Source organism: Ignavibacteriota bacterium, from assembly GCA_016212665.1.
Taxonomy (GTDB): Bacteria; Bacteroidota; Ignavibacteria; order UBA10030; family SZUA-254; genus FW602-bin19.
Map to the genome: position 1 here is coordinate 14,372 of JACREZ010000034.1, position 26,721 is coordinate 41,092.

A 26,721-nucleotide genomic window follows, 5' to 3' on the forward strand; every position below is an offset into this window, starting at 1 on the left:
TTGGCGGAGAGAAAATTCACATCTTGAATTAACATGAAGCCGATTTACGTTACCATCATCGAAGACCACGACGATTTCCGGGAAGGACTGAGTCATGTCCTGCAATTCACGGAAGGATTCTCGTGTGTGAACGCGTTCTATAGTGTCGAAGAGGCGTTGCCGCGACTTCAGGATTCGGATGTGATTTTGCTTGACATTCATCTGCCCGGACGTTCGGGTATCGAGAGTATAGCTTCCATCAAACAGAAATTACCTTCAGCAAAAATCATTATGCTTACGGTGTTTGATGATGACGACCATGTGTTCAAAGCAATCATGGCTGGCGCGGATGGATATATATTGAAGAAAACGCCGCCGGCGCAAGTTCTTACAGCGATTCAGGATGCGGCGCAAGGCGGAACTCCGATGACTCCTTATGTTGCGAAAAAGGTGATTGATTTGTTCAGGAAATATGCGCCGACGCCATCAAAGGAACATGATTTATCGGAACGGGAAATGGAAATCCTCGCGCATCTCGTTCAGGGCTTTGATACGTTTGAAATTGCTGACAAGCTTTTCATCAGCCGGGAGACGGTACGAAATCATATCAAACATATTTATGAGAAACTTCATGTTCATTCGCGCTCTCAGGCGGTGGCGAAGGCGTTGAAGGAAGGATGGGTGTGACCCGACGGGGTTGCAACAGATAGTTTAGGTTGGGAGTTCAACTCCCTCCAAGTCACAGTAATTTTTCACTTGAGGCAGTTTTAAAAGTTAGATTTTATTGTAGGGGGCTGTCTTAAAGTGTAATCGCTTTAGATGTCATTCCTGCGAAAGCAGGAATCCATTTCGCTTTCGGTGATTCTGGATTCCCGTTGGCACGGGAATGACAAGAGCAAAGACTTTTGATACAGCCCCTTCCAAATTAAAAACGCAGACGTAAAGTCTGCGGCTACATCATAATCAGACTTATGAGACAACCCCAATTCCAATCACAAAAATGACTCAAATGGGTCATTGAATAAACTCACCCCGACAAGTATATTCATACAGTACAATTGTTTTTTTATCAACCAATGTTAGGGAATTTTTATGAATAAATTTGCTACAGTTTTTTTCATCGTTCTTTTGAGTTTCAGCAATGTAGTGATTGCACAATGGACGCAACTTAGCGCGCCGGAAGGCGGTGCAGTGATGGGATTGTTTGCCGATGGTTCAACGCTCTACGCGGGAACTTCTGCGGCGGGAGTGTTTCGTTCTACCGATGGCGGTGCGACATGGGAACAGAAAATCAACGGAATGAATTATCAGGCGGTGACTGCGTTTGCAAAAAGCGGAAGCACACTGATTGCAACGGGAACAGTCAACGTTTATCTTTCAACCGATAACGGTGATACATGGACTGAGGCAACGGGGTTGCCGGGAGGGAACGGCGTAAGTTGTTTAGCGGTAAGCGGCGCGAATGTTTTTGCAGGAACAAGCGGTAAAGGAGTTTTCGTATCAACCGATAACGGGGCGACATGGTCTGCAGCAAGTACAGGATTACCCGGAAGCGGTTCGACAACGTATGTTGGAAGTATCCTTGTAAATGGTTCAACGATTCTCACAAGCGCTTCGAACAACAATGTTCAGCAGACGATGTTTCGTTCAACAGATAATGGCGCTTCATGGACGGGTGTAAACACCGGCTTACCATTAGACTACTCCACGTATGGCGCGATGTACCTCGACGGCTCAACTATTTATGCGGGCGGTTCGTATCTTTACAAAACGACAAATAACGGTGACACGTGGACACAGGCGGATAATGGAATTCCGACGTATTCCGGCATTTCGGAAATTCGTGCAAGCGGCTCGAACCTCTTTGCAACCGCAACTCAATTCGTCTATCGAAGTACAAATGGTGGCGGGGCGTGGACTATTCTCGGCGGCGGGCTTCCTTTGATGGGAATATTTTCGCTTGAAGTTTCCGGTTCCGATGTCTATGCGGGAACGGTTGCGGACGGTGTGTATAAATCAACTGACAATGGAAATTCCTGGGCGAGAATGAACACCGGCTTGAAGGCACGCGACATGAGCGGGTTTTTGATTGACGGTTCAACACTCTATGCGAACGGGAACAGCATTTTCAAAACAACGGATGATGGAACGACATGGGAAAATGTTCGCGGCAATCTCAAAGATTCCTCAAGTCAGCCGACGCTTCTGTATGCAAACGGTTCGTTGCTCTTTGCACGCGATTACCCTGCAAACGGACTTGAACGCTCGACCGATGGCGGCGCAACGTGGACGCTTGTCGGAAATGGTTTGCCTCAATACGGTTCAATCAATTCAATAATAGATGTTGCCGGCGGATTGCTTACAACAAAAGACCGCGTGTATAGAAGTACGGATAACGGAGATACTTGGGTGCAGGTTGATACAGCATCGGCAATTATCAACGTCGGGAATGTTGTAAAAATCGGAAGCACGGTGTACGCATACGGATTAGGCGTGTTCAAATCAACCGATGACGGTACGACGTGGGCGAAAGCCGATTCTGGTTTACCTGCGTATTTTCAGGTGAGCGCGGTTGCCGGAACCGGTTCGACGGTGTTTGCTTCGGGAGCGTATTCTAACGGAACGTACAAATCCACCGACGGCGGACAAACGTGGGCAATCTGGTCAAGTTTCGTTCACACGCAACTCACCATCTATGGAAATAATATTTTCATGTGCAGGGCGAACAGCGGAATTTACGTTCAGAAGAATTTTACCGGCACGATGACAAAGGTTTCCAATAATATGCCGAGCAATACGTACACGTATTCATTTGCAATCCATAATGGAACCATGTATGCCGGAACAAGCGGCAACGGAGTGTGGAAACATCCGCTTACCGATGTTTTAGCCGTAGAAGAAATTCCTTCTCCGGTTCCGACGGAATTTTCGCTCGAACAAAATTATCCGAACCCGTTCAACCCGACGACGAATTTCGAATTTCGGATTGTGGATTTCGGATTGGTGACGTTGAAAGTGTACGATGTTCTTGGGAGAGAAGTGGCAACGCTCGTGAATGAAAATTTACATCCGGGAACGTTCAATGTTTCGTGGGATGCAACAGGTCATGCGAGCGGTATCTATTATTATAGATTGCAAGTCACGCCGTTGCGTGATGGCGCCGCAGCGCTTATGGGTGAGTATTCGGTCACAAGGAAATTATTGTTGACAAAGTAGGATTCTCCCTTAATCCACTTTGACTAAGCCGATTTCGAGTTATCGAGGTCGGCTTTTTTTTACCTGAAATTCAGAATTCAACAGCAATTTGTTCTGCCGGAACCCGAAAGAACAATTAAGCATCGTAGAGCATCTTGTTTATTGGTTGCGACAAGTGAACGTGAACAATTTATCACCCCGACGGAATACATTGTACGGATTCGGCGCGGGGAACGTGGGGATGAGATGATTATGAGTACTTGGTACTTTGTTTTTATGTTGTTGTTGATTACTTTGCTCAGGAACATTTAAGGAATTAGTGATGATAACGCAATATATCCATTCAGCAATGCGTCGTGCACGATATGAATTGTTGCCGGATGGTTCATACTATGGTGAGATTCCCGGTTTTCAAGGTGTGTATGCAAATGCATCATCGTTGGAAACATGTCGTGAACAACTTCAGGAAGTGTTAGAGGGATGGATTGTTTTGGGATTACGGCTGGGACATCCGATACCTGAAATCGAAGGGGTCAGCTTACAAGTCGAGCTTGAAGTAGCGTAATGCCAACATTCGGCCCAGTGAAGAGAAAGCATTTGATTTACTTTCTTCGCGAACTTGGTTTCAGCGGACCGTATGCCGGAGGGAAACATCAATACATGGTTCGGGGAACTATCAAACTCGCTCTCCCGAACCCTCACGAAGGTGAAATCAGTCGCGATTTACTTGCGCGAATATTACGTCATGCGGGAATATCAAAAGAAGAATGGGAGTGATTGTGAGAATTGTACTACCGAAGGAAATTAGTTATACAGAAAATAAATTAACCATTTCACCAATGACCAAGTAACCAACACAAATAGGAGGACTCCATGTCCAAACATAATCTTTCACGTTCAACATCGCTACTTCTGAATGTCTTCGTACTTTGTACTTCGTACTCTGTACTTGGTACTTTGTTTTTTCCTCACATCTCAAATCGCATATCTCAAATCTCAAACGGTAATTTCCTTGCTTTTTGATTGAATGTTCTTTAACTTTTTACAAATTAGAAATGGAACTCTCCATGCAAGCATACAAAATTCAACACGTTATCGAAAAAGATGGTGAACTTGTTGTAAAAAACTTACCGTGTAAAAAAGGTCAGACAGTTGAAATGATTCTCCTTGTCTTGCCGGGAACAAACGGGAAGAAACATCGCATGACAGCCAAAGCGTTACTTCGTTCCGGTCTTGTAGGTCTTTGGTCGGGACGTGACGATATCAAAGATTCTTCTTCCTATGCGAGAACACTTCGCACAAAAGTACAACGATGAAATTTTATGCCGACACATCTGCTTGGGGTGGCTATGAAGATGAAGAATTTGCAGAATGGACAGTACCATTTTTCGAGCAAGCAAGAGAAGGCAAGTTTATCATCGTTTTGTCGGATGTTACATTGCGAGAACTGGCAGATGCGCCTGCAAAAGTACAACGATTACCCGAAACCATACCTTCTGAATTTTTAGAACTGGTAGAAATAGATAATGAACAACTTGACCTTGCACAGAAATACATTATTGAGGGAGCCTTAACAAGCAAGTATGAAGCAGATGCACAACACATAGCGATAGCGACAACACTGAAAGTTGAAAGTTTGATTAGTTGGAACTTCAAGCACATGGTAAATTTTTTTCGCATCAGACAGTACAACGCCGTAAACTTAAAGTATGGGTATTCAACGATAGATATTCGCACACCAAAGGAAATTATTTATGCAGACAAACAATAACACCAAAGAAAAATTCAAAGCGGTAGATTTCATGAGGCGAGTACGTGATGAATTGGGAAAATTATATTTTGCCGATAAAGATACATATTTGGCAGAAGTAAAAAGAGCAATGCAGGAATTTAAGAAGCGACAGAAGATGGTTTATACAGAATAACTAATTAACCATTTCACCAATGACCAATTAACCAACACAACAGGAGGACTCCATGTCCAAACATAATCTTTCGTTTAATAATATCGGTAGAGTCCATTTCGCAAATGGACGACATGTAACACAATATGTCCGATTGAGAATCGGACTCTACGCAACACGTTTGTTGCTGATTGCTCTCTGTTTTCTTCTCACATCACAAATCGCAGAACTCACGGCGCAGGTGGTGAGTGTTTCTCCTGAAAAACTAATTCACAAAACAGAAAACCTATTACGATATAACAGTATAACAAAGACGTGGAATGCTTACCCCGAAGTAACAATACGTTCTATCCAAGAAGTACCATATGATTCATTAATAGCTGCTGATGCAATCCAACAGAGTGACTATGCACGCTGGACTCTTCAAATCGCAGATAGAGTAGAAAGCGCGACAACGAACGATGATACTGCAACGGTGGTCGGTGTGTGTGTGGTTGAGCCCAAAGTAATAGGTTATACAGCAAATGGATTTGTTATGGTATTGTATGACACAGCATCTAATGATAATGAGTGGAGAGGGCTTTGGGTGCGATGCAACAGCCCGACAGATACTTTGCAAAATATTCTTGACGGGTTCCTCAATGTACAACGCGGAGATATTGTTCGTATAACTGGGAGACTATCAGAATTCCCGACAGGTAACATGAACAGCATGACCCAGTTCCAACCTATTCCGGGAATTCCCATTGAAGTCGTTGGTACAATGAACATACCATCTCCTGTTAACAAAATCGACAGTGTTGAACAATTTTATGCCTGCGCATACAATCCAGTCGGTCCTTATTGTACAAAATATAGCACTGGCGAACGTTATGAGGGAATGTATGTTGAGTTTCATAACTTAACTGTGATTGGATACAGAAATATAAGCGGGAGGAGTGCAATTGAGATGGCTGATGCCGAGGGAAATACAATTGTTATGCACGATGCATCAAAGTGGTTTACCGTTACAGGTGCATGGAGAGACCCCAATTCAACATGGTCGTTACCTCCGGTATTATCAGTCATTGATAGAATCAGTGGAATCATTCTACAAATTTCCGGTGGGGCGGGAACTTTGGGATATGTTATAGCGCCTATATATCCATGTGATGTCGGGCAGTGTAATTCATGGCCTGGGTTGATTACGGGTACGAAATTCTATGATTTGGATGCAGATAGTATAAAAGACCCCGATGAAGTTGGTTTAGCAAATTGGCGCATTAATATCACTGGAAAAACATCAACCTATACTCTGACAAATTCAAACGGATATTATCAATTTTCAAATCTGGATTCCGGGAATTATACAGTCAGCGAAACACAGCAATCCGGTTGGTCACAAACGTTTCCACTCAATCAATCTTATTCTCTGTTCCTAGATTACAATGATACTATTAACAATATTGATTTTGGTAATACTCGCTTAAATTCTATAACGATTAGAAAATTTGAGGATAGAGATGGACTATTTTCAACACGGGGAGACCGAATAAGTTACCCGTGGAGTTTACGTCTGTACCGTGATTCCGTATCATCAGAATCTTTAGTAGCATCATCGGATACTTCTGAGAGTATTAGCGTAAATGATTTATCGGCAGGTGTGTATATCGCGTCAGAGGCAGATAGCTTAGACTGGAAACCTTTAGGGAAAATAAGAAATAGAATTCCAATCGAACAACCGACAACACTAGACACAATACTACTCAGTGATGATCAATCAACTGTGGTTGATTTTATCAATGTCCATCCAAGAATTGAAGTCAGGAAATTTTATTATACATATCATATAGACTCCACTACATCTTTGAATCCTATACCATGGCATTTGACTCTTTACAAAGGGATGATACATGAGGATTCAATCGTCGCTCAGGTAGTGTCGGCAGAATCATTGGAGGTATTTAATGCTCCATCCGGATTGTATCTCATCAAAGAGGAAGAAAGAGCCGGTTGGGTTAGCATGGGTAAGACCATAAATGGAGGTCCATTCGAATACACTTCAGGAATTGATACGGTGAATTACATCAACGGAGAGATATACAAAATTGGATTCCGGAATTCCAAGTTGGGAAGTATTAGCGGCGTTGTGTTTAATGACCTGAATGGCGATGGCATGAAAGATAGTACGGAAACAGGATTATCAAATTGGTTAATTCGATTATCGGGCTCAAAAAATGATTCTACCGTTACCGATGCCAACGGACTATATACTTTTTCAAATCTTGATACCGGAACATACATCGTATATGAAGATATCAAATATCAATGGAAACAAACTCTTCCATCTTCCCCTGGAGTGTATTCAATAACAATTTTTAATAGTGGTCAGGATTTCGTTGATATGAATTTTGGGAATCATCGGACTCAGAAAGTTAAACTTTCTTTTACTGTAAGTAACTTCTCTGGAACGAGTAATCGTACACTATTTTTTGGCATTCGACAGGGTGCCTCCTACGGAATCTGGGAAGTTTATCCTCAAGCAACAACAATAGATTCAACAGAAGGTGAGTACGAAGTTCCGCCGCCGCTTTCACAGGCATTCGATGCGCGCTTTGTGGATGCTCGAGGAGGTGAAGAACGCTTCGGTACCGGTTCGTGGATAGACATCAGAAATTTTGAAGATGCCGCTCAGGTTGATACGTATAAAGTCAGCGTTCATCCGGGAAGTTCGGGTTATCCAATTATTCTGAGATGGTCGGGAGAGCAAATTTCAAACGCCTACAAGGGTACTGTGAATTTTCTCGATGCATTCGGCGGGACAACTGACTTGAAATCAACGGATAGTCTTGTCATTACAAACAATCAAATCAGTTATCTCTTACTTATCACAAAACAACCCGCGCTTCCGTTTGTGTATGGCAAAGGATGGAATCTTGTCTCTGTTCCATATCTGGTTACGGATGGGAGAAAAAATATTTTATTCCCAAGTGCATCCTCTCATGCGTTTACATTCAGCGCGCTTGGCGGCTATGAAGTTCAAGACACGATGGAAAACGGAAAAGGATATTGGTTGAAGTTTCCATCTCTGCAACAGGATGTTTCGATAACAGGTGAGAATAGGTTAAGCGATGTGGTAGAAGTAGAGCAAGATTGGAATCTTGTTGGTTCGCTCAGCGTCCCGACTATTGCAAATAACGTAACTTCAAATCCTTCTGATATTATTTCATTGCCATTCTTCTCATACAACCGCGGCTACTCCATAGCAGATACTTTAGAGCCATACAAAGGCTACTGGATAAAAGCAACAGCAAGCGGTCAGTTGATTATGAACTCAAGTGCGGCGTTTGGGAAACAGTTGTTAGTAAATTCGGCATTGGAAAATGCGAATAGGATTGTGATTGAGGATGCGAGAGGAAATCGGCAGGTGTTGTATTTCAAGAGTGAACCTTGCGAAGGTTGCAAACCTTCGCAAGGTTACGAGTTGCCGCCACTACCACCATCGGGAATTTTCGATGCTCGTTTTGCATCAAACAAATTTGTCGAGTTTGGTGAGAATGGGAAGTCAAGAGAAATTCCAATCCGGATTTCATCGGCAGAATATCCGTTGACGATTTCTTGGGAAGTGAAAGAGCAATTGACGATTGCATCATTGACGATTGCCAACGGCTCGGGTAGAGACGATTTGAAGATTGACTTAAAGAACAATGGAAGCACGAAAATCTTAAATCCTGAATCTCAAATCAGGTTAAAATTAAGCGTTACTTCTGAACTGCCAACAGAATTTTCTCTTGACCAGAACTATCCGAATCCGTTCAATCCGACAACTGTTATTCGGTATCAGTTACCGGATGTAGGACGATTCGCTGAATCGTCAGGTAGTCGAGACGGCGTCTCGACCTACAATGTAACATTGAAAGTGTATAACGTGCTTGGTCAGGAAGTTGCAACACTTGTGAATGAAGTTCAGGATGCGGGGTTCAAATCGGTGGTGTGGGATGCAGCGAATGTTCCGAGCGGGGTATATTTCTACAAGTTGTCAGTTGGTGCTTTTACCGATATTAAAAAGATGTTGTTCGTCCGATAAGGACAAAAGTTTTTTCAAAAGAGCATCGGCACTTCCCCGATGCTCTTTTTTTTAATTTTTGTAATTCACTGTCAACCATCGAAAACAAAGCAATTTAGCCACATTCTCAGCCCTGCGCGGCGTAGGACATTCTCCCCGCGCCGCGGGAAAAAGCCTGAACTGTACAGGAAGTGTCCCGGACGGTGCAAGGAGAATCCTGCGCCTTACGGGACGTTTCCTCTACCGTACAGCCTAAGTGATAGTGTCAGAGGGAACTTCCTGCACAACGCAGGGGACAGCCTGCAAATCGGCGGGAACTTCCTGTGCGCTGTAGGATATTTCCTTTGCACTACTGCCCTGATGCGAACGGCGCAGGGAAGTTCCTGAGTGTTGCAGGAACATGCCTGCAAGGTGTAGGAATGTTCCTCCATCGGTAAAAGAATTTTTTGATGAATCTCTGATTTCCTGTACATTGGTACACGATAACGCATTCAAACATAACAAATTCATATTGACAATGAATGAACATATTTCAAAAGCACAGAGAGAGGTTTGGGATTGGAAGAACGAACTTCATAATGAAATAAAAGATATGGAACTTGAAAAGGGGATTGAATACCTCCTGAAGAAAGTTGAACTCGTTGCCCACCAATGTGAACAACAGGGTTTGTTGAAGAGGCGAACATCAGAGCAACAAATAGTTAGGGTTCACTGAAAAAGTCACAAACGATGAAAACGAAGGTTTGAGGTGATGAGGCGGGAGTGTTGCAACCACACCGCGTACACAATCGCCTGTACCACTAAGCAAAGTGAAACAAAAAATTTGATGAACGTTTGAATGTTCATCACAAAGAAAATAGCAGCTATCCAACTTGCACTCGTATCACTTCGTCGCGCCATGATCTTATCTAATCTATAACTCCGTTTTCCCGTTCCAAACTTCCCTTCAATATGATTGCGGAGATTACTTACCGCCTTTGTCACCGCTTGTCCCTCTCCATCGTTTCTCGGTCGTCCCAACGGTGTTCCTCCATAGATGATGTTGTGTGTTTTCATGTAGGCACGATTCTCTCTCGTCCCATATTTCTTGTCTGCCAACACTACCTGAGGATAATATCCATATGTCAGTTTGTACTCTTCTATTTGTGCCGGTAAATCTGATGCCTCGTGATACGAATCCCATGCAATGCGATGAATACGACTAAATCCATTCATCACACTGCAGGATACTTGCGCACCAAATTCTGTTGGCGCTTTTGCTTTCCCCCGTACAATCGGTCGTACATGCGGCTGTGCGATACTCACGATGCGGTCATCGATCCGATGCGTCTTCGTCGTGTACATTTCCTGTTGTTGTCGGTAAAGTTCTTGCACCACCCACAACGTTGTTTGCCCGGCTGAGGAACATGGTTCAGGAACGACATCCAACAACGCATGAATCGTCTTGATGTTTCTCTTCACGTATCCCAATTGTTTCCGTATTGCTTTTCGTATCGTTTTCCCGCTCCTCTTCTTCATTTTGGCATATTTCAAATAGTCCTTTCTCGCCTTCCTCCGATACGTGCGCGGTTTTGTTGTTCTCCTCTCCACAGGGAGGGAAGCATACAACTCATCAATAAGTGCTTCCGTTTTTTCTCGTGCACGGTTCAGCAATTCCATGTCGGTCGGATAGGCTATATCGGCAGGAGCGACGGTAAGATCGGCAATCAACAGTCCACGATTCGTCACCGCTTCTTGTCGTACCGCCTCTTCATTCGACGACGATAAACTCGTTGACAATCCCGTTTTCTCTGAGCCACCATCTGCACGCGTGGGAGAAGTGGGGAACGACGGTCCATCGGTTCCTTCATCAGATGAGGATTCACGCACTGTTCCGACATCAGTCGAAAACCTCTCGGCAAGGTGAAGGAGTTCCAGTACCATTGCATCGAACTCGTGTTCGCCGAGGCGTTTGCGTATGGTCACCAACAAGGAGGGATCAAATACCCATTCGTATTGATAGTGACGAAGCCCAAGAAAGTATTGTTGATACACATTTTCTTGGATCGAACGAAGAGTGTCTTCATCACTCAATCCTTCTTTATGTTTGATGATGAGCGCTCCGATCACGATGCGTGCGTCTGTTGCGGGACGTCCTTGAGTTGCCGACATCGTACGATAGTACACCGCCGCGAGACGATCCCACGGGAGAGCATGTGCGAGTTGTATCCAACGGTTTTCCCGGGGAAGGTTCATTTCGAACGGTGTGCGAAATTCTTCAAATGTGAGTTGATGTTGGCTTTGATAACGAATCATTGATATTGCTCTGCAAGGGTTTTGGTATCTTTTTCCATAATATCGTGCATTTCTCCTTTCCAATACAACTGTAAGTTCTTCATTTATATGGTGTTCATACTTTTTCAGTGAACCCTAGTTACTGAACCATAATGAGAGCATGTGAATCAGATGGAGTCCACCTTCCCCTCGCTTGCAACACAATTTCAACCTGATTGCTCCTGATAGATAAGGTGGACTCCATCTTATCGCACTTAATCTTGCATCTTGCATCCTGAATCCTTACCTTCTCGCATTACGAATAAGTCTCAAACGTTGAAAGGAACTCCATGTCCACCTTCTCTCTCACCATCAATAACAAGCAGCAGTCGATTGATGTCGAACCTGATATGCCGTTACTCTGGGTTCTGCGCGATGTTCTTGGAATGACCGGAACAAAATTCGGATGCGGCAGAGCGTTGTGCGGCTCTTGCACCGTTCATGTTGATGGCGAAGCGACTCGCTCGTGCGTTACGCCGGTTGAGTCGGTCGCGGGAAAATCTGTTCTCACTATCGAAGGATTATCAGCCGACCGTTCACACCCGCTACAACTTGCATGGATTGCGGAAGAAGTTCCGCAGTGCGGCTACTGCCAGTCGGGACAAATTATGTCGGCGGCGGCATTGCTCAATCAAAAAACAAATCCGACCGACGAAGATATTGACGCGGCAATGGGAATGAACATCTGCCGGTGCGGAACATACAACAGGATTCGGAAAGCGATTCATCGTGCGGCAAAAGGAGGTGTTCGATGAGTACAAATACATCTCGAAGAAATTTCCTCAAAGCAATTTCCACCGTTAGCGGTGGACTTGTCCTTGGCATTGATTTCGGAAGCGGTTTGATTTCGACCGCCTGTGCAAGTCAATCCAATACAACATTTCAACCAAGCGCATGGCTGAGGATTGATTCGGATGGAACATTCACCATCACCGTGGCAAAATCAGAAATGGGACAGGGAATCCGCACCGCTCTTCCGATGTTAATCGCTGAAGAATTGGAAGCGGACTGGACAAAAATTCGCATCGAACCTGCGCTTGCGCATCCCGATAAATACGGAAGTCAAAGCACTGGAGGAAGCACAAGCGTACGTACGTTGTACTCAACGCTGAGAAAAGCCGGGGCATCTGCGAAGGAAATGTTTGTTTCCGCCGCGGCAAAACAATGGAATGTGAGCGAATCGGATTGTCGTGCAGAGAACGGCACGGTTGTTCTTACATCAAACGGAAAGAAATTATCCTACGGCGAGTTGGCTTCGTCTGCCGCATCGCTTCCCGTTCCTGACAAACCGACTTTGAAAGATTCAAAAGACTTTAAATTTCTTGGCAGGAAAATGCCGCGGCTCGATACGCCTTCCAAAGTTGACGGCTCGGCAATATTCGGGATGGATATTCAGATTCCGAACATGGTCTATGCGGTAATTGTTCGTCCGCATGTGTTTGGCGCGAAAGTGAAATCGTTCGATGCGACAAAAGCGAAAGCAATCGCCGGAGTACTTGATGTTGTTCAGACCGATGACCTTCTTGCCGTACTCGCTAACTCAACGTGGTCGGCAATTCAGGGACGCGATGCGCTCTCTGTTTCGTGGGATGAAGGTGACTACGCAAACGAATCAAGCGAAACAATGTGGAAGATGTTTGAAGCCGCCGCGGGAAAAGAAGGAGACATCGAACGAAACGATGGCGATGCGAAGAGTGCGTACGAACTTGCGGCGAAGAAAGTCGAAGCGATGTATTACGCTCCGTTTGCCGCGCATGTAACGATGGAGCCGATGAACTGTACCGTTCATTTGCAGGAGAACTCATGTGAAATCTGGGCGCCGTCGCAAACGCCGCAGGATGCGTTGAGCGAGGCGGCTGATATTCTTGGAATGTCAACGGACGATATTAAATTCAACATCACATTGCTGGGCGGCGGTTTTGGCCGTCGGCTTGAAACGGATTACGTGGTTGAGGCAGTGAAACTCGCGAAGGCACTCAAGGAGCCGGTGAAAGTTGTGTGGACGCGTGAGGATGACATGCAACATGATTTCTATCGTCCGGCACAATACAATATCATGCGCGGCGGATTGGATGCGGATGGTTCTCCCACTACGTGGCTTCACAGTATTATCGGACATGAAGGAAAAGGATTACTAACTCATGCGTGCAACCCGCCGTACGATTTTCCCAATCTCCGGATTGACGCGCAAGCACATTACATCGGTGTTCCGTCGGGAGCGTGGCGCTCTGTCGGCGCATCGCAAAACGGATTTATCATCGAATGTTTTGTGGATGAACTTGCATACGCGGCAGGAAAAGACCCGGTTGAATTTCGGAAGAATCTTCTTTCAAAATCTCCACGACTGAAAAAAGCGTTGGAACTTGTTGCGGAAAAATCCGGGTGGGGAACTCCGATGCCGAAAGGAAAAGGACGCGGCGTTGCATGTGTATCAAGTTTCGGAAGTCATGTAGCGCAGGTTGCGGAAGTTTCTGTTGCAGATGACGGAAGCGTACGTGTTGAGCGTATGGTGTGTGCTGTTGAGTGTGGTCCGGTTGTGAATCCCGATGGCATTGAAGCACAAATGGAGAGCGCAGTTGCGTTCGGATTATCCGCGACGCTAAAAGATGAAATCACCATCGAGCGCGGTGGAGTCAAGCAAAGCAACTTCGATGATTACCGGATGCTCATGATTGATGAGATGCCGAAAGTCGAAACGTACTTCGTGAAGAGCGATGAAGCAATCGGCGGCATCGGTGAACCGGGAGTTCCTCCTGTTGCGCCGGCAGTTTGCAACGCGATATTTGCGGCGACAGGGAAACGGGTGAGAAGATTACCTGTGAAAAATTAACCACGGATTACACGGATGAAACGGATTTATCACAGATAATAATCAGTGATAATCATTGGTTTTTTCTGTGTAAGTTAGTGGTTATTCCTCAGCGCGCATTTCTAACAAAACGATATGATACGCGCGGTAAACATCCAACGCCGCGTACAAGATTCCGATAAACACGACAATCATTCCAAGAATAAATAAGAAGAGGGGAACGAGACGGAAAACCTCGGCTTCGATAACCATGCTCAGTCCGATTGCAACAGAGGAAAGGACGAACAGACCGATTGAAGTTTGGAGCGAGAGAATTGCATTGCGAACGATTTTGCTTCGAGCAAACAGTTCTTCGCTCTGTTGGCGGATGCTCATGAACCGGGAGTTTTCCATATAACTCAATTCCGTCTTTTCAAGAAGTCGCTGGGTGAATCTTCGTTTCTCATCGTTCAGTTGTCTGATGCGGCTGATGATAAGCGAGTAACGATTGTTCAATCCTAACAAAAGCAACCCGACAGCGGAAATTCCGAGTGCGGGCGCGAGGATTGCCTGAATGGCTTGGATGGCAGTGATTGTTGTTTCCATGATAATTCAATTGACGATTGAGTCATTGTTTTCAATCGGAAATGATTCAATTACTTTGTGTCGAGAATAAGCGGCAACCCATCTTTCCCCGCTCCGATGACAACCACTTTTGCGTTCGGCGACATTGCAAGTTTTTCTGTTGCCTCGATTCCCTTCCATCGTAGTAATTGGTCGCTGATTCCTTGCACAACGATTTTCTGGAAGTCTGAAATACCCTGCGCTTCGATGCGTTTGCGGTCGGCTTCCTGTTTTTCTTTCATCAAAATAAATTCCATGCGCTGACTTTCCTGTTCTGCCTGTAATTTTGATTCGATGGATTGTGAAAGTCCGGGAGGTAATCCGACTTTTCTCAGCGGAACGGATTCAACGGTGATGCCACGCGGTTCTACACTCATTGCAATCTCTTTTAGAATAAGTTGAGAAAGGTGTTCGCGTTCTGAAGTGTACAATGCTTTTGCTTCATACCCGGCAGTGACGCCGCGGGTCACAGAACGAAACTGCGGTTCAAGAAGCACGGCTTCGTAATCTGTACCAACGGTTCGATACACGTGCGCGGCTTTCTCAGGATTTAAATGATACAGCACGCTCACTTCAAGTTGTACCGTTAATCCCTCTTTCGATGGAACTTCCATTGACTCTTTCAGTTCCTGAGTTTGAATAGACATCTTGATGACGTTAGCCAACGGATTGATGATGTTGATTCCTGACTTCAGTGTGTTTTCTGAAACAACGCCGAAGAGATTGACAACGCCGACGTGCCCGGCAGGAACGACAGTAAAGAGTTGTGTCAGTGAAACAACTGTGAACAGTGCGGAGACAAATCCGGAAATTAACATCGGAACACGGTACGAGGGATTGTGTTGTTGAACTTTTTTCCGGGAAGCGCTCCAAAGAAAAAATGCAACGAGAGTGATGATGAGACTTAAAATAAACAACATGGTGGTTCTCCAATTAATGGTTGAGGAATGGTACAATATACAAAATAGCAAGCACATGACTGAGACTTGGAGAAAGTCCCATACCGTGTTATATTCAATGCGTTTTCTATTAATATTAACTATCGGAACTTCTCATGCGTCCTCACGCTCAACATCTTCGTTTTCTGTTCGCCTTCTTTTTCTGTTTGATGATTTCATCGAACATTCTCATCGCCCAGGAACATCCCTTACCGTTTTTCCCGAAAACCGCGTACAGCGAGAAAATAACTTCGCCGGATGAGTTTCTCGGCTTCATGCTTGGCAAGCGACCGGCGCGATACGATGAAGCAGTTCGATATATCCAACTCGTTGTGAGCCAATCGCCGCGCGTAACAATGTTCGAGATGGGAACAACATACGAGCAACGGAATCAATATTATTGTGTCATCACATCGGAAGAAAATCAAAAAAGAATACAAGAGATTCAACAAAACAATTTGAAGTTGGCTGACCCGCGCACCACAAGCGCTGATGAAGCGAAGCGAATCATCGAATCGAATCCTTCGGTGGTGTGGATCGGCTACGGAATTCATGGAGACGAACTTTCGAGTGTGGACGCGGCGATGCAAATCGTCTATCATCTCGCGGCGGGAATGGATGAATCGGTGACGAAAGTGTTGAACGAACTTGTTATTTGTCTCGACCCGATGGAAAACCCCGACGGGCGTGAGCGTTGGCTTGCACAGATGCAACAATGGGCAGGCGCGATTGAAAACTCAGACGCACAAAGCATGGCACATAGCGGCACATGGCCCTGGGGTCGCGGTAATCATTATTTGTTTGATTTAAACCGCGATTGGTTTATGATGGTCAATGTGGAAAACCAAAACCGAATCCGTACGCTCTTCAAATGGTTTCCGCAAGTGTTGATTGATTCGCACGAGATGGGTTCGTTCGACACGTATTTATTTTCACCGCCTCGCGAACCGCTCAACCCGAATGTTCCTGCTCATGTGAAACGATGGTGGAAAACGTTTGCATTAGACCAAGGAAAAGCATTCGACAAATATGGATGGAGTTATTACTCGCGTGAGTGGAATGACGAATGGTATCCGGGCTATGGCAGTTCGTACGGATTGTATCTCGATGCGGTGGGAATTTTGTATGAACAAGCTGGAACCGACGGTTCGAGCATCAAGCGTCCGGACGGGACAACGCTGACCTATCGCGAAGCGGTACATCATCACGTCGTCAGTTCGTTTGCCAACTTCACCACGACCGCGAACAACCGGAAGGAACTCTTAAGCGATTATTACACTGCGCGGAAAAAAGGTGTTGAAATCAAAAAAGGAGAAGCGACAACGTACTATCTGCTTTCAGGCAACAATCCGACAAGAACGGACAAACTTGTCGAACGACTTCTGACACAAAAAATTGAAGTGAAACGTGCGGAAAAGGAATTTCGTGTTTCCGACGCGAAGGATTACTGGCAAACCAAACCAGCCGCGAAAACTTTTCCCGAAGGAACATACATCGTTTCGCTCGACCAGCCGAACGGACGGTTGGCAAAAGCCATTCTTGAATTTGACCCGCGCTTCTCGAACGAAGTGTTGAGAGACGAACGTAGAGCTTTGGAGAAGGAAAAAGATTCGAAGATGTATGATGTCTCGGCGTGGTCGCTTCCCATCGCGTACGGAGTTGAAGCCTACTCATCAACAGAGAAAGCGAGCGTTGCATCTTCGATGGTGACAGCAATTTCCAAACCGGAAGGAAGTGTTCACAATGCCAAACCCGCGTACGGTTTTTTGTTTGAATATGCAGATGACCGCGCAGTTATTGCATTGGCGAAGTTGTTGGAGAAAAGTTTCAAAGCGCGCTCTGCCCGCTACGAATTTTCCGTTGAAGGAAAAACCTATCCGCCTTCAACCGTTCTTCTTCGCGTGAACGAAAATCCGACATCGCTCAGCGAAGAGCTTCAAACGATTGCAAAAGAATTTGGTGTGAATATCATCGGAGTGAACACGGCGCTCAGCACTAGCGGTCCCGATTTGGGCGGCAACGATTTTATTCCGCTTCAACAGCCGCGCGTCGCACTCATTGCCGGACCGGAAGTCAGTTCCAACAACTTCGGCGCGCTCTGGCATCTGCTCGATGAACAATTGAGGTTGAGAATTTCAGTCATCAACACAGCACAACTCAACTGGGCTGATTTGAAAAAGTACAACGTTGCAATTCTTCCTTCGGGCGATGGTGGTGGGTTGAGCAGAGTTCTCGGCAAAGGCGCGCTCGGAACGCTTCGTCAATGGGTGGAAGCGGGCGGAACATTGATTGGTATGAGCGGTTCCGCATCATTCCTTGCCGATTCGGCAAACGGAATGAGCAGTGTGCGAACGCGTCAGCAAGCGTTGAAAGAACTCGACCTCTACGCAAAAGCATTGGACATGGAACAAAAAGCCCTCTCGCCGGTGATTGATAGTCTCAACATCTGGGAAGGAAGAACGCAAGTGAAAGATACATCGAAAGCTCCGCCATTGCCGGGCGAAAAAGAATTGGCAATGCTCGAAGAACAGGGACGTTTGTTCATGCCGCGCGGCGCAATCCTGCGTGTTGATTTGGACAAGGAACATTGGCTTTCGTATGGTGTCGGCGATAGAGTTCCCTCGTTGGTATTTAACTCGCTCGCGTTACTCTCGAAAGACCCCGTAGAAACTCCTGCGCGATATTCTTCGTACGAAAATATCCGGCTCTCCGGACTCGCATGGCCCGAAGCGCGAACGCGCTGGGCGAAAACCGCGTATGCAACCCGTGAAGGAAAAGGGAAAGGACAAATCATTCTCTTTGCCACAGAACCAAACTTCCGCGGCTGTTTCCATGGAACCGAGCGGATGTTTCTGAACGCGATTCTCCTTGGACCGGGACACGGGGCAGACCATCCTGTGGACTGGTAAACTTCAATTCAAAATGAAAAATTAAAAAGTAAAAAAGTAGTTGAGTACAAAGAACCAAGTACCAAGAACCAAGTACCAAGAACAGATAACTAATAAGATTAGAACTCACTCACTACTAACTACTCACCACTCACAAATCACAAATGACAATTGACCAATGACAAATGACAAGAACGATTATCTTCTCGGCGTAAGCGAAACCGAACTTGAGAGACTTCGATTTCAACATAGCGTCTGGAAAAAAGTAACGGATGATTTCTTCACACGGCTCAAAGTTGGGAATGGCTGGAAGTGTCTGGATGTCGGTGCGGGACCGGGATTTGTGGCGATGGATTTGCGCGAGCGTGTCGGTGAAACAGGAGAAGTGTCGGTTCTGGAACCATCAAAATATTATTTGGATTGGTTCCGGAACGATTCAGCGAAGAGCGGATGGTCAAACATCAAGTTTATTGAAGGAACCGCGGAACATTCTCAACTTCCTTCTTCTTATTTCGATTTTATCTTTGCGCGATGGGTGATTGGCTTTGTCCCTGATGCGGAAAAATTTTTACTGAATTTACTTCGCTCACTCAAACCCGGCGGAATCATCGCCTTACAGGATTATCAGTACGAGGGATTGTCTCTCTATCCGAATTCCGGTGCGTTTCAACATGCGGCGGATGCTGTACGCGGATATTGGCGTGCCGGCGGCGGTGACCCGTATGTTGCATCCCGCATTCCTATAATTTTTCGTCAACAGAACATCAACCTTATTGAATACAAACCCAATTGTCTTGCCGGCGGACCGGAAAGCAATGTGATGGAATGGGCGCACAGATTTTTCTCAACTCATTTTCAGGCGATGGTTGATAAAGGTGTGATTACCCAAACTGAAGGTGATGCAATGCTGGCAGATTGGCTCGCTCACCGGGAAAATCCGGACACAATGTTTTTCTCTCCACTTGTTGTTGATATTGCCGGAGTGAAACCGAAATGAAATCTTTCGTTAGTCTCAGGTGGACTCCACCTGCGGGTGGAGTCCACCTTCTCCGAAGTGTCATTACTCTTTTATTATTCTGTTCACTCATGACCGAAGCCAAACCAACCGAAGTTCACTACACGCTTGGCATGTCCAAGCCGCACACGCATTTCTTTGAAGTCGAAGTTACGCTCAATAATCTTTCCCTGAGCGATTCACATCTCGATTTCGTTCTTCCCGTCTGGAGACCGGGACGGTACATGGTTCTTGATTTCGCAGGCGGCGTTCAGGAATTTTCTGCCATCGGCGAGAATAACACGGCGCTTACATGGAAGAAGACCGATAAAACAACGTGGCGCGTAGAAACAAAAGGAAACAATCGCGTAACCATTCGTTACAAAGTTTTCGCAAACGAATTCAACCAACGGACACGCGGGCTCAATGACGAACATGGTTTTGTTGACGGAACCGCCGTCTTCATGTATGTGGAAAAATTTCGTGCGCTCCCCGTTCGGTTGAACGTCATTCCGTTTGCAAACTGGCATGTTATTACTGGACTTGAGTCCGCTGAAGGAACAACAAATGAATTCACTGCGCCAAACTACGATGTGTTTGTTGATTGTCCTCTTGAAATAGGAACGCAAAAAGATTTTCCGTTCGAAGTAGAAGGAGTTCCGCACGTGCTGAGCATTGCAGGCGAAGGGAACTGGAACGCCGACACGCTCATCAAGGACATCACGAAGATTGTGCAAACCACGAAAGCGCTGTGGGGAGAATTTCCGTACAAACGGTATGTGTTTCTCGTTCACTGCTCGCCGACTTCGGGCGGTGGAACAGAGCATCTCAATTCGGTCATTATGGGGACGCGCCCGTTCATCTTCAACAATCCCGAAACGTATCGCGGGTTTCTCGGCTTGGTGGCGCACGAATATTTCCACACGTGGAACGTGAAGCAACTCCGCCCGAACGGAATGCACCCGTATGATTACCTGAAAGAAAACTACACAGACGAACTCTGGATTTCGGAAGGAACAACTTCATACTATGATAATTTGATGCTTGTGCGGGCGGGCTATCAAACCACCCAAAAATATTTAGACGACCTTGCGAACGGAATTCAATCCGACCGACAGCGACCGGGAAACAACGTGCAATCTATTGTCGAGTCGAGTTTTGATTCGTGGATAAAATTCTGGCGCGGCACTCAACAGTCATTCAACACGGAAACAGATTACTACGGCAAAGGTTCGCTCGTCAGTTTGCTTCTTGATTTGGAACTTCGTCAGCGTACATCAAACAACACTTCGCTTGACGATGTGCTGAGGACAATGTACAAACGATTTCCTCTCTCCGGCAATGGTTACACCGTGAAAGATTTTCAAACAACAGCAGAAGAATTATCAAACAGCAACTTGAAAGAATTTTTCACTGACTATGTTTTCGGGACAAAACCGCTTCCGTGGGAACAAACTCTTGCGTACGCCGGACTTGAACTGAAACTGAAAGACACCGTTGCCAAACCGTGGATTGGTTTTTCTCTTTCCGAATCAAACGGAAGAACAACCGTTTCTCAAATCTCCGCCGGTTCACCCGCGTACAACGCGGGCGTTGATGTCGGAGACGAACTTGTTGCCATGAATGGATTCCGCATCCGTCCCGCCGACCTTTCGGAGCGAGTGAAAGATTTTGCAATGGGTGAGAGTGTCACGCTTACCATCATGCGTGGCGATAAATTGAGAACAATTGAAGTGAAGGTAGAAGCGGGACCGTTGTTGAGTTACCGGTTACAGAAAGTGAAAGAGGCGACGGAGTTGCAGAAGGAGATTTTTGAGAAGTGGCTTGCAACTTCATGGGATGAATCCTCGAAAAAATAGCACGAATTGAATTCATCGACTTTACCGAACGGCGAACTGTTATTGTCAATCCAAACTCGGTTTGCTATATTATCGCTCCAATTTTGAAACTCCTTTTGCAGTCAAATAGTATCCATTCAGAACTGAATTCCCCTCTCTTCCAATGATAGGCACAGTTCTTTCCCACTATAAAATTGTCGAAAAAATCGGACAAGGTGGCATGGGCGTTATCTACAAAGCGGAAGACCTGAAACTGCAACGCTTTGTCGCGCTGAAAGTCCTCCCTTCGTTGCGCAACATTTCTGAAGAAGACAGACAACGATTCTTTCAGGAAGCGCGTGTTACTTCCTCCATGAATCATCCCAATGTCCTCACTGTGCATGAGTTTGAAGAAGACCAAGGTGTGACATTTCTGGTGACGGAATTTGTCGAAGGAAAAAGTCTCGAATCAATTTTGCAGGGAGAGAAACTTCCTATTCCCAAAATACTTGATGTCGCGACCGATGCGGCATCGGGAATAACAGAAGCACACCGGCTTGGAATCGTTCATCGCGACTTGAAGCCGGACAACATCATGATTACGGAACGCGGGCAAGTGAAAGTGATGGATTTCGGTTTAGCGCGGTTGATTGGTTCATCGCACGTGACAACGCCGGGAAGTATCGTCGGGACGTTTGCGTACATGTCGCCCGAACAAATCGAAGAAAAAGAAGTTGATGCACGAAGCGATATTTTCGCGTTCGGAATTTTATTGTACCAAATGATTACGGGGCAGTTGCCGTTCGGCGGAAGAACGGTGACAGAAATGCTCAGTTCAATCGTACAGAGAAATCCGGAACCGATTTCCAAGTATCGTTCCGATGCGCCGCAGGGATTGGAACAGGTTATCTTCAAAGCGTTAGAGAAACGACCGACCGAGCGGTACCAAACAATGGATGAGTTCCGTGCCGACCTTGAACGATTGCGTGTTGACCCTTCGGCGGTGTTTGCATCGAAGAAAAAGAAACGACAAACTCTCAGTCTTGCGTTCGCCGGTAGCGCGTTGATTCTTCTGGCAATAGTTGGATGGCTGTGGCTTACGAATGAACAAGCCCCCGCATCGAATGAACCGAAATCCATTGCCGTTCTTCCGTTCGCCAATAATTCTGCCGATGAGTCTATCAACTTTCTCCGCGTCGGATTGGCTGACGATATTATCACGCGCCTCTCGTTCATTCGCTCGTTGTTGGTAAAACCGACGAGCGCCATTGCACAGTTCGACGGAAAAACTCCGAATGCTGTTGATGCAGGCAATGAACTTGATGCCGACTACGTGCTTGAAGGAAGATTTCACAAAGAAGGGGAACAATTTTATGCAACTATTCAGTTGGTAGATGTTCACTCCGGCAGTCTTCGCTGGGCGAAGCAAATCACCGTTCCATGGAAAGAAATGCGAACCGTTCAGGACGCAGTCTCGAATCAGGTGGTGAATGATTTGCAGTTGCAGTTGACCGAAGCCGAACTCAGCAGTGTGCATAAAATCCGGACGACGAGCGCGGAGGCGTATGAAGATTATTTGCGCGGCATTGCGTTTACCGTTCAGGATTCGCGGGAGAACAATCGCAAAGCGGCGGAGATGTTTGAGCAGTCAATTTCGCACGACAATAATTTTGCAGAAGCATACGCGGCGCTTGCCTTCGCCTACGTCGAACGGTTCTGGAGCGGTTATTCGCCTGATACAAGTTGGGTGAATAACGGTGAGGCAATGGCACGCAAAGCTCTTTCACTTGATGACCACTCTGCGGCAAGTCACGGTGCGTTATCGTTCGCATTGCGTGTGAAAGGAAATTACCGGGAAGCGATGTTGGAGGCAATCCACGCACTGAAAATTGACCCGCACTACAGTTCATCGCTGGAAGATGTGTGTGAGTTCTACCGTCATCGCGGGGATTTTCAAAAGGCATTTGATTACGCAAACAAAGGAGCGGAGTCAGACCCTTCGTTTAATATTTACCGAGTTCGTGCGCGCATCTACCAGTTTCAGGGAAACTATCAGGCGAGCATTCCTGAAATCGAAAAAGCAATCGCTTCACGTCCCTCCGATTCATGGTATCGCGGCGGGTTGCTGGCAATGAGTTACATTTATCTGTTGGAATTAGAGAAAGCGGAAGAACAAATCCGCATCGCCGACTCCATTGATGCGGATAAACCTGAAACAAGAATTTCCCGTGCGATGCTGTACACGATGCGGAAGGATTATATCGCAGCGCGTAGAGAATTAGATGCAGTCTCCGACTTCACATCGCACGATTATGCCCTTGCATATTTTCCCACCGCAATCTATGCGATGCAGAACGATACACTCTCAGCGTTGCAATCGCTGGAGAACGCGGTGCAACTTGGTAACAGGTGGTACTCGTGGTACATGAACGATATCTGGTTCTTCTCGATACGCGAACATCCGAAGTTTGTTGAAATAATGACGACGATGAAAAACGAATTGGATGAGATAGCGGCGGAGTTGCAGAGGAACGGGTTGTAGAAAAAAAACCCTCGTTTGAAAATTCAAACGAGGGTTTACATTTCATGGGAGATGTTATGAAACTTCTTCGCTTTCCGGTTCTTCTGTTTGAACTCCAAGTTTCTTTTCAGGATTTCCTTCCACGAACCGTAGGTCTTCCGTCTTCTTGTTGAATTTGATTTTGACGATGCTGTGTTCTCCGAATTTATTGCGGAGAATTTCTTCAGCAATCGGGTCTTCAACAAATTTTTGCAAAGCGCGCTTCAACGGTCTCGCGCCAAACGCGGGGTCAAATCCCTTGCCCACCAAAAATTCACGCGCTTGCTTCGTCATCTGAATCGTTATTTTCATTTGCGTTAGCCGCTTGGAAATTTCTTTCATCTGGATATCAATGATATCCGATATGTGTTCCCGCGTGAGACTGTGAAATACAATTGTCTCATCAATACGATTAAGAAATTCCGGGTTAAACACGCGACGAAGTGCGTCTTCGATGGTGGATTTCATCGAAGTGTAATTATCGGTTGGTGTTTCGACGTTAAAGCCGAACCCACCCCCTTTCGGTTTGATTTCCCGCGCGCCAATGTTTGAAGTCATGATGATAATCGTATTTTTGAAATCAACACGGCGACCGAGACTGTCAGTCAGAATTCCGTCATCAAATACCTGCAGTAAAATATTGAAGACATCAGGATGCGCTTTTTCAATTTCATCGAGGAGAACAACGGAGTACGGTTTGCGACGAACTTTCTCGGTGAGTTGACCTCCTTCTTCGTAACCGACGTATCCCGGAGGAGCGCCAACAAGCCGAGACACGCTGAACTTTTCCATGTACTCGCTCATATCAATTCGTACCAATGCTTCTTCCGAATCAAACAAATACCGTGCGAGCGCTTTTGCAAGTTCCGTTTTTCCCACGCCTGTAGGTCCCAAAAAAATGAATGAGCCAATTGGTCGTTTCGGGTCTTTCAATCCTGCACGTGTTCTGCGGATTGCTTTGCTAAGTTTGATGAGGGCTTCATCCTGCCCGACAACCGAGCCTTTGAGCGCAACATCCATCTTCAGTAATTTTTCCGATTCGGATTGTGCGATGCGGTTCATTGGAATTCCGGTAATCATTGAAACGACGTCGGCAATCGATTCCTCTGTTACTTCGTAGATGGTTTCCTGCGCGCGCAATTCCCATTCGCGCTTTGCGATTTCGAGGTCGCTGAGGAGTTTCTTTTCCATGTCGCGAAGCCGGGCTGCTTCTTCAAAGTTCTGGCTTTTGACCACCTGATTTTTTGACTGACGGATTTTCTCCACTTCCCCTTCCAACTCAAGAATTTCTTTGGGGACGTGAATGTTGGAAAGGTGAATCCGCGAACCTGCCTCATCCATGACGTCAATTGCTTTGTCCGGCAAATAGCGGTCGGTGATGTAGCGGTCGCTGAGGCGAACTGCAGATTCAATAGCCGCATCCGAATATCGAACGTTATGATGCTCTTCATATTTATGTTTGATGCTGCTGAGAATCTGGATGGTTTCATCAACGCTTGTCGGTTCAACCATGATTTTCTGGAATCGTCTGTCGAGCGCTCCATCTTTTTCGATGTACTGGCGATACTCATCGAGCGTGGTTGCGCCGATGCATTGTAAATCGCCCCGCGCCAACGCCGGCTTGAACATATTTGAAGCATCAAGCGAACCTGACGCCCCGCCTGCGCCAACGATGGTGTGTAACTCATCAATAAAAAGAATAACATCCTTCGCTTTTTCGAGTTCGTTCATCACCGCTTTCATTCGCTCTTCAAACTGGCCGCGGTATTTTGTTCCGGCAACAAGCGCGGCAAGGTCGAGTGTAACAACGCGCTTATCATGAAGAACCCTGGAAACTTTTTTCTGAATAATTCTGAGCGCGAGTCCTTCTGCGATTGCTGTTTTGCCAACTCCCGGCTCGCCAATCAGTACCGGATTGTTTTTCTTTCTCCGGCTCAGAACCTGCGCAACGCGTTCGATTTCCTTTTCGCGTCCGATAACCGGGTCAAGTTTATCTTCGAGTGCGAGTTTTGTCAGGTCGCGTCCGAAATTATCAAGCACCGGTGTTTTGGATTTTTCGGTGCGACGTTCTGCCTGCGGTTGCGGCGGAGGAGTGGATGGTTTCCCGCTGATGATGTTATCAAGTTCATTCCGGACAACGTCATAATGAACATTGTACTGGTGAAGAATTTGAGCGGCAATGTTGTCATCATCCCGCAACAGCGAAAGCAGTAGATGCTCTGTGCCGATGACATCGGACTTATACAATTTCGCTTCGAGATAGGTAATCTTGAGTACCTTCTCGGCTTGCTTCGTCAGCGGAATGTTGCCGATAGTGAGTGTCCCGCCGGATGTTCGAACGGTATCCTCGACAGCTTTCTTCAATTTATATAAATCAACACCCAAATTGCGGAGAATCTTGACGGCAATTCCCTCACCTTCACGGATGATGCCGAGAAGCAGGTGTTCTGTTCCGATGTAATCGTGTCCGAGCCGAAGCGCTTCTTCCCGGCTTAACCGAATGACATCCTGAACTCTGTTGGAAAAATTTCCTTCCATAATAAACTCGTTTTGCTGATTTCTTCAATAAACTTTTTATAGTAACACAATTGTTACCACGACGGTTTCAATATAGAGAAATGACCAAGATTTTTCAAAGATGCGAAAGCCGACGAAATCTGTGTGTTCGCTGTGCTT

General features: G+C 46.0%; 20 protein-coding genes. 15 read left to right on the forward strand and 5 right to left on the reverse strand.

The features are described from left to right. Positions 1-33 precede the first annotated feature (33 nt). The 8 genes from HY960_12095 (at position 34) to HY960_12130 (ending at position 9,144) form a co-directional block, all read left to right on the forward strand. Positions 34-666 carry a response regulator transcription factor gene (locus tag HY960_12095; GenBank protein ID MBI5216482.1) on the forward strand — a complete coding sequence of 211 codons (633 nt, stop codon included), beginning with the start codon at positions 34-36 and terminating at the stop codon, positions 664-666. Between the two features lie 2,025 nt (positions 667-2,691). Then, positions 2,692-3,195 carry a T9SS type A sorting domain-containing protein gene (locus tag HY960_12100; GenBank protein MBI5216483.1) on the forward strand — a complete coding sequence of 168 codons (504 nt, stop codon included), beginning with the start codon at positions 2,692-2,694 and terminating at the stop codon, positions 3,193-3,195. Between the two features lie 301 nt (positions 3,196-3,496). Beyond that, positions 3,497-3,739 carry a type II toxin-antitoxin system HicB family antitoxin gene (locus HY960_12105; protein ID MBI5216484.1) on the forward strand — a complete coding sequence of 81 codons (243 nt, stop codon included), beginning with the start codon at positions 3,497-3,499 and terminating at the stop codon, positions 3,737-3,739. Further along, entirely contained in the window at positions 3,739-3,951 is a 213-nt protein-coding gene (locus tag HY960_12110) for a type II toxin-antitoxin system HicA family toxin (GenBank protein MBI5216485.1), read from the forward strand. Before HY960_12105 ends, HY960_12110 begins: the two co-directional genes overlap by 1 nt. Before the next feature lie 290 nt (positions 3,952-4,241). After that, a complete protein-coding gene (locus HY960_12115; protein ID MBI5216486.1) occupies positions 4,242-4,490 on the forward strand; it encodes a hypothetical protein in 249 nt (82 codons plus the stop codon). Next, a complete protein-coding gene (locus HY960_12120; protein MBI5216487.1) occupies positions 4,487-4,945 on the forward strand; it encodes a PIN domain-containing protein in 459 nt (152 codons plus the stop codon). Before HY960_12115 ends, HY960_12120 begins: the two co-directional genes overlap by 4 nt. Then, a complete protein-coding gene (locus HY960_12125; GenBank protein MBI5216488.1) occupies positions 4,929-5,099 on the forward strand; it encodes a hypothetical protein in 171 nt (56 codons plus the stop codon). Before HY960_12120 ends, HY960_12125 begins: the two co-directional genes overlap by 17 nt. Before the next feature lie 52 nt (positions 5,100-5,151). Then, positions 5,152-9,144 (forward strand): hypothetical protein, encoded by a 3,993-nt coding sequence (locus tag HY960_12130; GenBank protein ID MBI5216489.1) that lies wholly within the window; start codon positions 5,152-5,154, stop codon positions 9,142-9,144. A gap of 231 nt (positions 9,145-9,375) precedes the next feature. On the opposite strand, the gene HY960_12135 is transcribed toward HY960_12130, so the two are convergent. Further along, entirely contained in the window at positions 9,376-9,633 is a 258-nt protein-coding gene (locus HY960_12135) for a hypothetical protein (GenBank protein ID MBI5216490.1), read from the reverse strand. A gap of 7 nt (positions 9,634-9,640) precedes the next feature. Between HY960_12135 and HY960_12140 the strand changes: the two genes are divergently transcribed. Further along, positions 9,641-9,838: a hypothetical protein gene (locus HY960_12140; protein MBI5216491.1), complete on the forward strand. Its 198-nt coding sequence runs from the start codon at positions 9,641-9,643 to the stop codon at positions 9,836-9,838. A gap of 5 nt (positions 9,839-9,843) precedes the next feature. Here HY960_12140 and HY960_12145 read toward each other — a convergent pair whose 3' ends face one another. Then, complete coding sequence (locus tag HY960_12145; GenBank protein ID MBI5216492.1) at positions 9,844-11,418, reverse strand: IS5 family transposase; 1,575 nt, start codon at positions 11,416-11,418, stop codon at positions 9,844-9,846. Positions 11,419-11,726: 308 nt separating this feature from the next. Here HY960_12145 and HY960_12150 point away from each other — a divergent pair, with 308 nt between their 5' ends. Both HY960_12150 and HY960_12155 read left to right on the forward strand, forming a co-directional pair. Beyond that, positions 11,727-12,191, forward strand: a complete 465-nt coding sequence (locus tag HY960_12150; GenBank protein ID MBI5216493.1) for a (2Fe-2S)-binding protein — start codon at positions 11,727-11,729, stop codon at positions 12,189-12,191. Next, the gene (locus HY960_12155) at positions 12,188-14,266 is read left to right on the forward strand and encodes a xanthine dehydrogenase family protein molybdopterin-binding subunit (GenBank protein ID MBI5216494.1); all 2,079 of its coding nucleotides are present in this window, start codon (positions 12,188-12,190) and stop codon (positions 14,264-14,266) included. Before HY960_12150 ends, HY960_12155 begins: the two co-directional genes overlap by 4 nt. 81 nt (positions 14,267-14,347) lie before the next feature. Here HY960_12155 and HY960_12160 read toward each other — a convergent pair whose 3' ends face one another. Both HY960_12160 and HY960_12165 read right to left on the reverse strand, forming a co-directional pair. Next, positions 14,348-14,830, reverse strand: a complete 483-nt coding sequence (locus HY960_12160; GenBank protein MBI5216495.1) for a DUF2721 domain-containing protein — start codon at positions 14,828-14,830, stop codon at positions 14,348-14,350. Between the two features lie 50 nt (positions 14,831-14,880). Beyond that, positions 14,881-15,768 (reverse strand): prohibitin family protein, encoded by an 888-nt coding sequence (locus HY960_12165; GenBank protein ID MBI5216496.1) that lies wholly within the window; start codon positions 15,766-15,768, stop codon positions 14,881-14,883. A 134-nt stretch (positions 15,769-15,902) separates the two neighbouring features. On the opposite strand from HY960_12165, the gene HY960_12170 reads away from it, so the two are divergent. From HY960_12170 to HY960_12185, 4 genes are all read left to right on the forward strand, one after another. After that, positions 15,903-18,695 (forward strand): hypothetical protein, encoded by a 2,793-nt coding sequence (locus HY960_12170; GenBank protein ID MBI5216497.1) that lies wholly within the window; start codon positions 15,903-15,905, stop codon positions 18,693-18,695. 157 nt (positions 18,696-18,852) lie between these two features. Continuing rightward, positions 18,853-19,671 (forward strand): methyltransferase domain-containing protein, encoded by an 819-nt coding sequence (locus tag HY960_12175; GenBank protein MBI5216498.1) that lies wholly within the window; start codon positions 18,853-18,855, stop codon positions 19,669-19,671. Then, the gene (locus HY960_12180; protein ID MBI5216499.1) at positions 19,668-21,527 is read left to right on the forward strand and encodes a M61 family metallopeptidase; all 1,860 of its coding nucleotides are present in this window, start codon (positions 19,668-19,670) and stop codon (positions 21,525-21,527) included. Before HY960_12175 ends, HY960_12180 begins: the two co-directional genes overlap by 4 nt. 142 nt (positions 21,528-21,669) lie before the next feature. Then, the gene (locus HY960_12185) at positions 21,670-24,027 is read left to right on the forward strand and encodes a protein kinase (protein MBI5216500.1); all 2,358 of its coding nucleotides are present in this window, start codon (positions 21,670-21,672) and stop codon (positions 24,025-24,027) included. A gap of 54 nt (positions 24,028-24,081) precedes the next feature. Here HY960_12185 and HY960_12190 read toward each other — a convergent pair whose 3' ends face one another. Beyond that, on the reverse strand, positions 24,082-26,583 hold the full coding sequence (locus HY960_12190) for an ATP-dependent Clp protease ATP-binding subunit (GenBank protein MBI5216501.1): 2,502 nt from the start codon (positions 26,581-26,583) through the stop codon (positions 24,082-24,084). Positions 26,584-26,721 lie beyond the last annotated feature (138 nt).